Source organism: Streptomyces sp. TRM64462, from assembly GCF_013362995.1.
Classification (GTDB): Bacteria; Actinomycetota; Actinomycetes; order Streptomycetales; family Streptomycetaceae; genus Streptomyces.
The window spans coordinates 26504-38685 of sequence record NZ_JABWDV010000351.1 but is presented as its reverse complement, the minus strand read 5'-3'; the positions used below and the strand labels follow the sequence as shown (position 1 = coordinate 38685).

The following is a 12182-nucleotide window of genomic DNA, read 5'->3' as shown; positions in this document are numbered from 1 at the left end:
AGCCGGGCGCTGTGGGGCGCCCGGCTCTCTCTCGTTCGGTGTGCGGCTTACAACCCCTGCCAGGACGGCTTGTTCGCGTACGTGTGCCGGAAGTAGTCGGCCAGCTTCAGCTTGGACGCCGCGGCCTCGTCCACGACGACCGTGGCGTGCGGGTGCAGCTGGAGCGCGGACGCCGGTACGAGCGCGGCGACCGGGCCCTCCACGGTCTGCGCGACGGCCTCGGCCTTGCCCTCGCCGGTGGCCAGCAGCACCAGGTGGCGGGCCTCCAGGATGGTGCCGATGCCCTGCGTGATGACGTGGTGCGGCACCTGGTCGAGACGGCCGTCGAAGAACCGGGCGTTGTCGGCCCGCGTCTGCTCGGTGAGCGTCTTGATGCGGGTCCGGGACGCCAGCGACGAGCAGGGCTCGTTGAAGCCGATGTGCCCGTCCGTGCCGATGCCGAGGATCTGGAGGTCCACCCCGCCGGCCTCGGCGAGCGCCCTGTCGTACGCCTCGCACGCCGCCTGCACGTCCTCGGCCGAGCCGTCGGGACCCATGAAGGCGTCGGGGCTCAGCCCCAGGGGCTCCACGACCTGGCGCAGCACCGTGGAGCGGTACGACTCGGGGTGCCCGGCCGGCAGCCCGACGTACTCGTCCAGCTGGGCGATCCGGGCGCGCGAGACGTCCACCGCGCCGGAGCGGACCTTCGCGGTCAGGGCGTCGTAGATGGGGAGCGGCGTCGAGCCGGTGGCCACGCCGAGCAGGGCGTCGGGCTTGCCGCGCAGCAGGCGGGCCATCGCCTCCGCGATGAGCTCCCCGCCTGCCCGTGCGTCCGGGACGATGACAACTTCCACGCTGGGCCTGCCGATCTGGAGAGTGGTGGTCGCATAGTGGTATAGACCAATCTAGCAGAATCGGGGCCCCGAACCCACGGCTGGCGACCACCCGTGAACCCTGGTCGACTGGGACCATGAACGAGGAGCCCGGCCGGATCATGGCGGCCGAGATGGCGGAGCAGCCCGCGGTGCTGCGCCGCATCCTGGAGCGCGGCGCCCCCGACATCCGCGCCACCGCGCAGGCGATCGCCGCACGCGCCCCGCGCTTCGTCCTGCTCACCGCGCGCGGCACGTCCGACAACGCCGCCCTGTACGCCAAGTACCTGCTGGAGATCCGCGCCGGCCTGCCCTGCGGCCTCACGTCCATGTCGACGACCACGGCGTACGGGGCGAAGCCCGACCTCACCGACGTCCTGGTCATCACCGTCAGCCAGTCCGGCGGCTCCCCGGACCTGGTCGCGTCGACCCGCGCGGCCCGCGAGTCGGGCGCGATCACCCTGGCCGTGACGAACAACCCGGACTCGCCGCTCGCCGCGGTCTCCGAGTACCACATCGACATCCTGGCGGGCCCCGAGAAGGCGCTGCCCGCGACGAAGACGTACACGGCGTCGCTGCTGGCCCTGTACCTCTTCGTCGAGGGACTGCGCGGCGGCGCCGGCGCAGAGGCGCTGCGCCTGCCCGAAGTGGCCGAGCAGGTCCTGGCCCGCCGCCAGGAGATCCGCACCCTGGCCGCCCGCTACCGCTTCGCGGAGCGCATGGTCATCACCTCGCGCGGCTACGGCTACCCGACGGCCAAGGAAGCCGCCCTGAAGCTGATGGAGACCAGCTACATCCCGGCGCTCGCCTACTCCGGCGCCGATCTGCTGCACGGTCCGCTGGCCATGGTCGACAACGTCTCGCCGGTCGTCGCCGTGGTGACCGCCGGCCGCGGCGGCGAGGCGCTCCAGCCCGTGCTCGACCGCCTGCGCGGCCGTGGCGCGGACCTGTTCGTGGTCGGCCCCCAGGCCCAGGTGGACGCGGCGTCCGCGGGCTTCGCCCTGCCCGACGACGGCATCCCCGAGGAGCTCCAGCCGATCCTGGAGATCCTCCCGCTCCAGCTCCTCGCGTACGAGGTGACGATCGCCCGCGGCCAGGACCCGGACGCGCCCCGGGCGCTGGCGAAAGTCACGGAGACGCACTAGGTCGCGCTGGGCATTCCCCTGCCCGCTCCTTCCCGCCCTTCCCGAGGCGGGGGCTGATTCAGCCCGTCCGGCGTTTGAGGACGAGCGCCGTTCTGGGGGTCCCCCCTGCTCGAAGAGCTTGGGGGAGCGATACGGGGGTCTGGGGGCGGAGCCCCAGAAAACACCCGCGGGCCGCGGCGCCGGGACGGGACCCTCAACCCGTCCGGCACCGCAGCCCGGAGTTGCAACGGCCGAGGGTGTGCGGTTCCCGCGGCCGTGGGTGAGACCTGGCGCAGTCAGGGCAGAGAGCGCCGGGTCCCGGTCCACCCTCCTGTGCGGGGAGGGCGGAAGTCCGAAGTCTTTACCATGCCATTGTGGACTAGACCATTCTCGTCTGTCCATCCACAGGTCACACGGACTTCTTGGTCCATCCTCCACCACGGACCGGTAAAGCACCAGGTTCGGCGGGACACGACCGCACGGGTACGCTCGCAGACGTGCCCTCCATGAACGACCTCGTACGCCAGCACACCGCTCTGAGCGAGTCCGACCTCGAGTGGCTCCACCTGCTGGTCTCGGAGTGGCAGCTCCTCTCCGACCTCTCCTTCGCCGACCTCGTTCTCTGGGTCCCCACCCGCGACGGCACCCGCTATGTCTCCGTCGCCCAGATGCGCCCCAACACCGGGCCCACCTCCTACCAGGACGACATGGTCGGCCACCTCGTCCCGCGCGGCCGCCGCCCCCTCCTGGACGCCGCGCTCGACGAGGGCCGCATCGTGCGCGAGGGCGACCCGGAGTGGCGCGAGGAGGTCCCCGTACGGGTCGAGTCCATCCCCGTACGCCGTGAGGGCCGTGTACTCGGAGTGATCGCCCGCAACACCAACCTGCTCACCGTCCGCACGCCGTCCCGCCTGGAGCTCACCTACCTCCAGTCCGCGTCCGACCTCGCGCAGATGATCGCCGCGGGTGCCTTCCCGTTCCCCGAGCAGCAGGTCGACATGGACGCGTCGCCGCGCGCCGGCGATGGCCTGATCAGGCTCGACGCGGACGGCGTCGTCCAGTACGCGTCCCCCAACGCCCTCTCCGCCTACCACCGCCTGGGCCTCTCGGCCGACCTCGTCGGCCAGCACTTCGGCCAGGTCACCGCCGAACTCGCGCCCTCGCGCGGCCCCGTCGACGAGGCCCTCGTCAAACTGGCCAGCGGCTACGCACCGCGCGAGACCGAGGTCGAGGGCAACGGCGGCGTCATCCAGCTCCGCGTCATCCCGCTCAAGCCCAAGGGCAGCCGCATCGGCTCCCTCGTGCTGCTCCGCGACGTCACCGAACTCCGCCGCCGCGAACGCGAGTTGATCACCAAGGACGCCACCATCAGGGAGATCCACCACCGGGTCAAGAACAACCTCCAGACGGTGGCGGCCCTCCTGCGCCTCCAGGCCCGCCGCATGGACTCCGACCGCGGCCGCGAAGCCCTCAACGAGGCCGTACGCCGCGTCGGGTCCATCGCCATCGTCCATGAGACGCTCTCGCAGAACCTGGACGAGCGCGTCGAGTTCGACGACATCGCCGACCGGGTGATCTCGATGGTGGCGGAGATCTCACCCGGCAAGGTCACCTGCCGGCGCAACGGCCGCTTCGGCATCCTCGACGCCGAGGTCGCCACGCCCCTGTCGATGGTCCTCACGGAGGTCCTCCAGAACGCCCTGGAGCACGCCTTCGCGCCCGGCGAGCACGGCACGGTCGAGGTCACGGCGGTACGCGGCGACACCCGAGCCGCCGACGCCCGGCTGCTGATCACCGTCCAGGACGACGGCCGCGGCCTGCCCAAGGGCTTCGACCCGCAGAGCGCAGGCAATCTGGGCCTGCAGATCGTACGGACCCTGGTGGAGGGGGAGTTGGGCGGTACGTTCGACATGCGCCCGGCCCCGGAAGGCGGCACGCGCGCGGTCCTCGACGTGCCCGTACGCGCCCAGAAGTAGCGGCAGCAGGAGCGGCAGCGGGCGCGACAGCAGGAGCGACAGCAGGAGCGACAGCGTTGCCGCGCACAGCAGCGAGCCCCGGACCGTGTCGTCACGGTCCGGGGCTCGAACGCTTCGGGGTACTACTGCTGCGCGCTGCTACTCGGGAGGCGCGGTGGTGGTGCTCAGGCGCTGGCGTTGCGCGCCCGGTTGCGGGCGGCGCGGCGCTTCATCGCACGACGCTCGTCCTCGCTGAGGCCACCCCAGACGCCGGAGTCCTGGCCGGACTCGAGCGCCCACTGCAGGCACTGCTCCATCACGGGGCAGCGTCGGCAGACAGCCTTGGCTTCCTCGATCTGCAGCAGCGCAGGACCGGTGTTGCCGATGGGGAAGAACAGCTCGGGGTCTTCCTCACGACAAACGGCGTTGTGACGCCAGTCCATGGCTGCTACCTCTCCTTGGTGTTGCATGCAAGTTGCTTGTGAATGTGAACGCTTTCACGAATCCCTCCGCAAGGGAAGGGCCGACGGCCAGGCAACGCCTGGTGTGGTCCTGGTTTGAGGAGGGGTTCTGGCTCTCACTGGAGGCCGGTGCTGCGGGCCGTCCCGATCGCCACGTAGAGACTCGCAAACCTCGGCGACGGATACAACCCCTTCCGGAAAGTTTTTTTTGATTCCTCGGTGTCGGCTCCGTCACAGCCGTACTTCTATGGGGTGGACCCCAGCCCATACGTTCGAGATAAAGGGCCAAGGGCCCTTCCGCTCACACAATCACACCCAGTGCACGGCGAACGCCTGTGAACGTCACGCTCGTACGCAGCCCCAGGTGGTCTCCGTCCATCTGGAACGGCAACGGGACCTTGGAATGCAAGGCGAACTCGGTCTGGTCGTGGAGCGACACCGCGTGCTTGCCGTGCGGGCCGCGCTCCGGGCTGGAGGTGAGCAGCTGCGTCGCGTACCGCGCCACCGCCGCCGGGGACAGCCGGGTCAGTCCGAGCACGTCCAGCGCGGAGTCGAAGGACGCGTCGGGCGACGCGTACACCGGACGGTTCCCGAGGAACGTCCACGGCGCGGTGTTGCAGATTATCGACAGGACCAGGTCCTCGACCGGGTCCCGGCCCGGCCGCGTCAGCGTGATCGCGCCACGTCTGCGGTGCGGGTCCTCCAGGAGCTGCCGGAACACCTGGCGCAGATACAGCGCGTGCGTCGACCGCTTGCCACGCTCCCGCTGCCGCTCGACCCGGCCGATCACGCCGGCGTCGAAGCCGAGCCCCGCGCAGAACGTGAACCAGCGCGGCGGAACCGCCTCGTCCTCCGTGCCCGGCGTCCCGGCCGCGAGGCCGAGCCCGATGGTGCGGGTGCGCCGCTCGGCCAGCGCGTCGAGGATCGCGCCGGTCGCCTCGACCGCGTCGTTGGGCAGGCCCAGGGCGCGGGCGAACACGTTCGTGGACCCGCCGGGCACCACGGCGAGGCGCGGCAGCCGCTCCGGGGCGGGGCCCTTGTGCAGCAGTCCGTTGACGACCTCGTTGACCGTGCCGTCGCCGCCGAGCGCCACGACCAGGTCGACGTCCTCGGACTCGGCGGCCCTGCGGGCCAGGTCGCGGGCGTGGCCCCGGTACTCGGTGGTCACCGCCTCCAGCTTCATCTCGCTGGCCAGCGCGTGGATCAGTACGTCGCGGGTGCGGGCACTCGTGGTGGTGGCTGCCGGGTTGACCACGAGAAGTGCGCGCATGACCGCCAGGGTACCTACCGCGCGGTACCGCGCCCAGAGGGGCTGGGGGCGGCCGGTCCCCGGGGCGCCGGGCGGGGGCGGGGGCCGCCGGGCCGTCGGCCGCCGGGCGGGGGCGGCTACCCTGCTGGGGTGAGCAGCACCGAGCAGACCCCCGCACCCCTGACGCGTCCCACCCGGGTGACGGCCGCCGCGGCGGTGGCCGGGCTGGAGGCGCTGGCCCTGTTCGCCGGGGGCGTGTACGTCCTGGTGAGCACCCTGACCGGAGACCCCGACGGCGTGACGCAGGCCCTGACGGGCGGCGCGACACTGATCGCGCTGGGGCTCATCCCGCTGATCGCCGCGCGCGGGCTGCTGCGGCTGCGCGGCTGGAGCCGGGGGCCGGCGATCATCACGCAGCTCATGGCGCTGCCGGTGGCGTGGACGCTGCTGCGCGCCTCGGGCGCGGCGATCCCGGCGGGCATCGCCCTGGCGGCCGTATCCGTCACGGGCCTCGCGATGCTCCTGCACCCGTCCACGCCCCAGGCCCTGGGCATCGGCCGCCGCGGGTAAACCGCCGTCCGTTTTGTGGTCATGCGTTCCGTCAAGGGCGATGGGGTCCCCCCTGCTTGAGCGGAGTCGAGAGCTCGGGGGAGGGGGGGCACAAAACGGACGGCCGCCTGCCCAGGGCGTTCCGCACCGGCCCCCGGGCCGCCCCCGCCTACTCCTCCACCAGCAGCTTCTCCCGAAGCTGTGCCAGGGTGCGGGCCAGCAGCCGGGAGACGTGCATCTGCGAGATGCCCACCTCCTGCGCGATCTGCGACTGGGTCATGTTGCCGAAGAACCGCAGCAGCAGGATCCGCTTCTCGCGCGGCGGCAGATCCTCCAGCAGGGGCTTCAGCGACTCGCGGTACTCGACGCCCTCCAGCGCCTCGTCCTCCGCGCCCAGCGTGTCCGCGACCGCCGGCGACTCGTCGTCCGTGTCCGGGACGTCCAGGGACAGCGTGGAGTACGCGTTGGCGGACTCCAGGCCCTCCAGGACCTCCTCCTCCGAGATGCCGAGCTTCTCGGCCAGCTCGTGGACCGTCGGCGACCGCCCGTGCCGCTGGGACAGCTCCGCCGTCGCCGTGGTCAGGGACAGCCGCAGCTCCTGGAGCCGCCGCGGCACCCGCACCGCCCAGCCCTTGTCGCGGAAGTGGCGCTTGATCTCGCCCACGACGGTGGGCGTCGCGTACGTCGAGAACTCGACGCCACGCTCCGGGTCGAACCGGTCCACCGACTTGATCAGGCCGATCGTCGCGACCTGCGTCAGGTCGTCGAGCGGCTCGCCCCGGTTGCGGAACCGGCGCGCGAGGTGCTCGACGAGCGGCAGGTGCATCCGTACCAGCTGGTTGCGCAGCTCCGCACGCTCCGGCGAGCCGTCCGGGAGCTCCCGCAGCCGGACGAACATCGCGCGTGCGCCGCTCCGGTCCTGCGGATCGTGCTGGTGATGGTTCCTGACCTGCTGCCCGTGCTCGTGTTCGCTCATCTGCGCCGCCTGCTCCGCCCGCGCCTGACCCGAGGCCTCCGACGCCTCCGCAAGACCGTCCACCGGGTGCGGCCGCGCCTGCTGTTCCGGGATGCCCGTGATGCCCTCCGCCGCGCCCAGTCCCCTGGGGCCGCGCTCCTCGTTCCGCACCGGACTACCCCCGTCCCTCACGCCGGCCCGGGTCCCGCGCCGCGCTGTTTGTACAGGCTGATCGAGACCGTACGGTCATCCGCGACGGACGAGTCCACCTTCCCGGCGAGGGCCGACAGCACCGTCCACGCGAACGTGTCGCGCTCGGGCGCCCGCCCGTCGGTCGTCGGCGCCGACACCGTGACCTCCAGGGAGTCGTCGATGAGCCGGAACACACAGCTGAGCACCGAGCCGGCCACGGCCTGCTGGAGCAGGATCGCGCAGGCCTCGTCGACCGCGATGCGCAGGTCCTCGATCTCGTCGAGGGTGAAGTCCAAACGCGCCGCCAGGCCGGCCGTGGCCGTACGCAGCACGGACAGGTAGGCACCCGCAGCGGGCAGCCGGACTTCCACGAAGTCCTGGGTCCCGGGCTCGCCTGCGATCTGGGACACCCTCACCTCCAAGGTGGCACAAACTCATTCGGGGACCGGGGGAGAGAAGATCCCCGGAACCGTGCGGTACGCAGGAGTGCGTAGTCGCGGTGACGCTATCGCGATCCATACTGCCGTGTCGCCGGGGCCCCCGGCTCCGACGCCTGTCACTCATGGTAAGCATATGAGTACGCACAGTGGCTAGGGGTCTGCGGCGTCCAATCCTGAGGAACCGGCGGAGGGTTGACGTACCCAGCCGTCATGCGGTCGAACCGTCTCGGCCCCTTCCTCATTCCCGTCCGCGCCTCCGGCCCCGGCAGCCGCACCCGGCTCGGGGCGGCCCGTGATCACCGCCGCGACGGACGTGCCCGGCGGGAAGGCGCCCTCCTCGGCCAGGGCGACCAGGCCGTACAGCATCTTGGCCACGTACACGCGCTCCACCGCGAACCCGTGCCGCGCCCCGAAGTCCTCCGCGAACGCCTCCAGCTCCGGCGTGGAGCGCGCGAAGCCGCCGAAGTGGAACCTCTCCTCCAGACTCCACGAGCCGGCCGGGCCGCCGAACGCCCGCTCCTGGAGGTCCCGTATCTCCGCCGCCAGGAAGCCGCCCTTCAGGGCGGGGAAGCCCACTGCGCGGCGCCCCGGGCCCAGGCCCGCCGCGAGGCCCGCCAGCGTGCCGCCCGTGCCGCATGCCACGGCCACCACGTCGGCCCGGCCGCGCAGCTCACGGCCCAGCTCCGCACAGCCCCGTACCGCCGCCGCGTTGCTGCCGCCCTCCGGCACCACCACCGTGCCCTCCGGTGCGTCCCGCCGCAGCCGGGCCAGGACCTCGGGGTCGCCCTTCGCGCGGTACGTCGCGCGGTCCACGAACACCAGCCGCATTCCGTCCGCCGCGCACCGCGCGAGCGACGGGTTCAGCGGCCGCCCGGCCAGCTCGTCGCCCCGTACGACACCGGTCGTCGGGAACCCGAGCAGCCGGCCGGCCGCGGCGGTGGCCCGCAGATGGTTCGAGTACGCCCCGCCGAACGTCAGCACCGGGCGGCCCGCCGCCCCGGCCAGGTTCGGGGCCAGCTTGCGCCACTTGTTGCCCACCAGGTCCGGGTGGATCAGGTCGTCGCGCTTCAGCAGCAGCCGCAGCCCGCGCCGTACGAAGCGGTCGTCGTCGACCGGCTCCAGCGGCGAGGGAAGCCGCGGTTCCAGGGGCTCCGGGGTGCCGGCGGTGCCGGTGGCGGCGTCGGCGGCGTCGTGGGCGTTCACCCGTCCATTGTCCGGGTTCGCACAGCGAACGATGACTTCCGGACAAGGTGATCGTTTTGCGCCGCGCGCACTCGAAAACAGGGCGCTCCTGCCCCGCATATCTTCATCTACTCCCACTCATTTGTGTAATGGCGTCCTCACGCCACGTGCTGAAAGCATTCCTCGGCAGGTCACAACAGATCATCGAGAGGGACGTTTCATGTCGGTTGGTTCGGTTGGTTCGGTCGGCGACGAGGTGCGGGCCGAGCAGGCGCCACCGCAGCAGAGCCTCGGCACCGCGGCGGCGCGGAACCTGGCCACCACCACCAAGTCAGCCCCCCAGATGCAGGAGATCACCTCCCGGTGGCTCCTCAAGATGCTCCCCTGGGTGCAGGTGCAGGGCGGTACGTACCGGGTGAACCGGCGGCTCACCTACTCCATCGGCGACGGCCGCGTCACCTTCGTCCAGACCGGCGGGCGCGTCGAGGTCATCCCCGCCGAGCTGCGCGAACTGCCCGCCCTGCGCGGGTACGACGACGAGGCCGCCCTCACGGAGCTGGCGTCCCGCTGCGCCCAGCGCGAGTTCGGGCCCGGCGAGGCCGTCGTCGAGGCGGGCGCGGCCAAGGACCGGGTCTTCCTCCTCGCCCACGGCAGGGTCGAGAAGATCGGCGCCGGGCCGTACGGCGACGAGGCCGTCATCGACGTCCTGGCCGACGGCGCCTACTTCGGAGACGCCGCCCTCGTCGACGGCGACGCCACCTGGGAGTACACGCACCGGGCCGCGACCGCCTGCGTGATGCTGGAGCTCACCCGCGCCGACGTCCTCAACCTGGCCGAGCGGGCCGGCGGACTCGCCGCCCACCTCGCCGGCGTCGCCGCCATCCCGCACCAGCGGACCAACAAGTACGGCGAGAAGGAGATCGACCTCTCGTCCGGCCACGTCGGCGAGCCGGTCATCCCGCACACCTTCGTCGACTACGACCCGGCGCCCCGCGAGTACGAGCTGAGCGTCGCCCAGACCGTCCTGAAGGTGCACACCCGCGTCGCGGACCTCTACAACAAGCCGATGAACCAGACCGAGCAGCAGTTGCGGCTCACGGTCGAGGCGCTCAAGGAGCGCCAGGAGCACGAGCTCATCAACAACCGCGAGTTCGGTCTGCTCGCCAACTGCGACTACGGGCAGCGGCTCCAGCCGCACGACGGCGTGCCCAGCCCCGACGACATGGACGAGCTGCTCACCCGCCGGCGCGGCAGCAAGCTGTTCCTCGCCCACCCCAAGGCCATCGCCGCCTTCGGCCGCGAGTGCAACAAGCGCGGCCTGGTGCCCGAGACCATCGACATGGGCGGCCACCGCATCCCGACGTGGCGGGGCGTCCCGATCTTCCCGTGCAACAAGATCCCGATCAGCGACGCCCGTACGACGTCGATCATCTGCATGCGTACGGGAGAGGCCGAGCAGGGTGTCATCGGCCTCCACCAGACCGGCATCCCGGACGAGCTGGAGCCGAGCCTGTCCGTCCGCTTCATGGGCATCGACGAGCAGGCGATCATCTCCTACCTCGTGACGGCCTACTACTCCGCATCGGTCCTCGTCCCGGACGCCCTGGGCGTCCTGGAGAACGTCGAGATCAACCGCTGGCGGTGAGAGACCGGGTACGGGCGGGGGCGCCCTGCACCGGCGCCCCCGCCCGTACCCCTGCCCGCAGACGGATGAGGAGCGAGAGGCGGAGGAGGAGACCGTGACCATGACCGGCACGGACAGGACCGGAGCGCGGTACGGGGACGGCCACGGGCACGGGAGCGGGAGCGGCGCCGGGGACGGTGACGGGGACGGTGACCGGGACGCGGCCGGAGCCCGGGGCGGGGACGCGGCCGGCCCGGACGCGGCCGCGCTGCTCGACCCGGCCGTGCTGCTCGACCGCACCCGCACGGCCGTCGACCCCGCGCTGCGGGCCGCCGTCGGGTCGCTGCCCGGGCCGCTGCGGCGCGTGGCGGCGTACCACTTCGGCTGGGAGCACGGCGACGGCACCCCCGCCGCGGGCCCGGCCGGGAAGGCGATCCGGCCGGCGCTCGTCCTCGCCTCGACCCGCGCCCTGGGCGGCGACCCGCTCGTCGCCGTGCGGGCGGCGGCGGCCGTGGAGCTCGCGCACAACTTCACGCTGCTCCACGACGACATCGTCGACCAGGACACCACCCGCAGGAACCGGCCCACCGCCTGGACGGTCTTCGGTATACCGGACGCCCTGGTCGCCGGTGACGCGCTGCTCGCGCTCGCCCACCGGGTCCTCGCCGACGACGGCCAGCAGGCGTCCACGGAGGCGTCGGCGCGGCTCGCCGCCTGCGTGATCGAGCTGTGCGCCGGCCAGCAGGCCGACTGCGCCTTCGAGGGCCGCGAACCGCTGGACGTGACGCTCGCCGAGTGCCTGACCATGGCCGAGGCCAAGACGGGCGCGCTGCTCGGCTGCGCGTGCGCGCTGGGCGCCCTCTACGCGGGCGCGGGAGAGGCGGAGGTCGCGGCGATGGACGCGTTCGGGCGGGAGGCGGGACTGGCGTTCCAGCTGATCGACGACCTCATCGGCATCTGGGGCGACCCGGAGCGCACCGGGAAGCCCGCGGGGGCCGACCTGGCCGCCCACAAGAAGTCCCTGCCGGTGGTGGCCGCGCTGACCTCGGGCACACCCGACGGCGCCGAGCTGGCGCGGCTGTACGGGAAGGCCGAGCTGGACGACAAGGATGTGGCGCGTGCGGCGGAGGCCGTGGAGCGTGCGGGCGGCAGGGACTGGGCGCAGACGGAGGCGGCCGACCGCATGGGGCGGGCGGTGCAGCAGCTGTCGCGTGCGGTGCCGGACCTGGCGGCGGCGGGGGACCTGCTGGCGCTGGCGGAGTTCGTGACGCGGCGTACGCGCTAGGTGGCGCCTACGGCGTGGGGCGCGGGCCCACGGGCGGCGGTTTTCGGCCGCGCCCGTGGGCCCGTTCCGTATGCCCGGGACCGGCGCGTACGACCGTGTCCACCACCCGGTCCACGTCCTCGGCCGGGAGCATGCCGGCCAGCTCGTCGACGAGATCGACGGGCTGGCCGTCAAGACGTATCCGCAGCTCTACGGCTCCGGGATGCCGATGTCCGGCGGCGCCGCCGCCTTCTCGGTCTCGGACTTCGCCCTGGAGTCGGTGCGCACCTTCGGTCACGGGGTGTGCGTCCGCACGTACAGCCGCAATCGCTGAAC

The 12182-nt window shown here is 72.3% G+C and carries 11 protein-coding genes and 1 pseudogene; 6 read left to right on the top strand and 6 right to left on the bottom strand.

Annotated features, from left to right (window positions below; translation table 11 throughout):
- Nucleotides 1–47 precede the first annotated feature (47 nt).
- A complete protein-coding gene (gene nagB, locus HTZ82_RS19160) occupies nt 48–833 on the bottom strand; it encodes a glucosamine-6-phosphate deaminase (RefSeq protein WP_175410639.1) in 786 nt (261 codons plus the stop codon).
- Nucleotides 834–949: 116 nt separating this feature from the next.
- Here nagB and HTZ82_RS19155 point away from each other — a divergent pair, with 116 nt between their 5' ends.
- On the top strand, nt 950–1996 hold the full coding sequence (locus tag HTZ82_RS19155) for an SIS domain-containing protein (protein WP_175410638.1): 1047 nt from the start codon (nt 950–952) through the stop codon (nt 1994–1996).
- A 485-nt stretch (nt 1997–2481) separates the two neighbouring features.
- Entirely contained in the window at nt 2482–3951 is a 1470-nt protein-coding gene (locus HTZ82_RS19150; protein ID WP_175410644.1) for a sensor histidine kinase, read from the top strand.
- 164 nt (nt 3952–4115) lie between these two features.
- On the opposite strand, the gene HTZ82_RS19145 is transcribed toward HTZ82_RS19150, so the two are convergent.
- Both HTZ82_RS19145 and HTZ82_RS19140 read right to left on the bottom strand, forming a co-directional pair.
- Nucleotides 4116–4373, bottom strand: a complete 258-nt coding sequence (locus HTZ82_RS19145) for a WhiB family transcriptional regulator (protein ID WP_003953983.1) — start codon at nt 4371–4373, stop codon at nt 4116–4118.
- Between the two features lie 319 nt (nt 4374–4692).
- Nucleotides 4693–5661, bottom strand: coding sequence for a diacylglycerol kinase family protein (locus tag HTZ82_RS19140; protein WP_175410637.1), 969 nt, complete (start codon nt 5659–5661; stop codon nt 4693–4695).
- Nucleotides 5662–5790: 129 nt separating this feature from the next.
- Between HTZ82_RS19140 and HTZ82_RS19135 the strand changes: the two genes are divergently transcribed.
- Nucleotides 5791–6210, top strand: a complete 420-nt coding sequence (locus HTZ82_RS19135) for a hypothetical protein (protein ID WP_175410636.1) — start codon at nt 5791–5793, stop codon at nt 6208–6210.
- Nucleotides 6211–6358: 148 nt separating this feature from the next.
- On the opposite strand, the gene HTZ82_RS19130 is transcribed toward HTZ82_RS19135, so the two are convergent.
- The 3 genes from HTZ82_RS19130 to HTZ82_RS19120 form a co-directional block, all read right to left on the bottom strand.
- The gene (locus HTZ82_RS19130) at nt 6359–7315 is read right to left on the bottom strand and encodes an RNA polymerase sigma factor SigF (protein WP_309235562.1); all 957 of its coding nucleotides are present in this window, start codon (nt 7313–7315) and stop codon (nt 6359–6361) included.
- A gap of 17 nt (nt 7316–7332) precedes the next feature.
- Nucleotides 7333–7746: an anti-sigma regulatory factor gene (locus HTZ82_RS19125; protein WP_028963827.1), complete on the bottom strand. Its 414-nt coding sequence runs from the start codon at nt 7744–7746 to the stop codon at nt 7333–7335.
- 180 nt (nt 7747–7926) lie between these two features.
- Nucleotides 7927–8979 carry a pyridoxal-phosphate dependent enzyme gene (locus tag HTZ82_RS19120; protein WP_309235561.1) on the bottom strand — a complete coding sequence of 351 codons (1053 nt, stop codon included), beginning with the start codon at nt 8977–8979 and terminating at the stop codon, nt 7927–7929.
- Nucleotides 8980–9178: 199 nt separating this feature from the next.
- Here HTZ82_RS19120 and HTZ82_RS19115 point away from each other — a divergent pair, with 199 nt between their 5' ends.
- The 3 genes and pseudogenes from HTZ82_RS19115 to HTZ82_RS19105 all read left to right on the top strand — a co-directional run.
- Complete coding sequence (locus HTZ82_RS19115) at nt 9179–10603, top strand: family 2B encapsulin nanocompartment shell protein (protein WP_175410634.1); 1425 nt, start codon at nt 9179–9181, stop codon at nt 10601–10603.
- 100 nt (nt 10604–10703) lie between these two features.
- Nucleotides 10704–11867, top strand: coding sequence for a family 2 encapsulin nanocompartment cargo protein polyprenyl transferase (locus HTZ82_RS19110; RefSeq protein WP_175410633.1), 1164 nt, complete (start codon nt 10704–10706; stop codon nt 11865–11867).
- Between the two features lie 121 nt (nt 11868–11988).
- Nucleotides 11989–12180 (top strand): annotated as a pseudogene (locus HTZ82_RS19105) (dihydrofolate reductase); the annotation flags it as partial.
- Nucleotides 12181–12182: the final 2 nt, after the last annotated feature.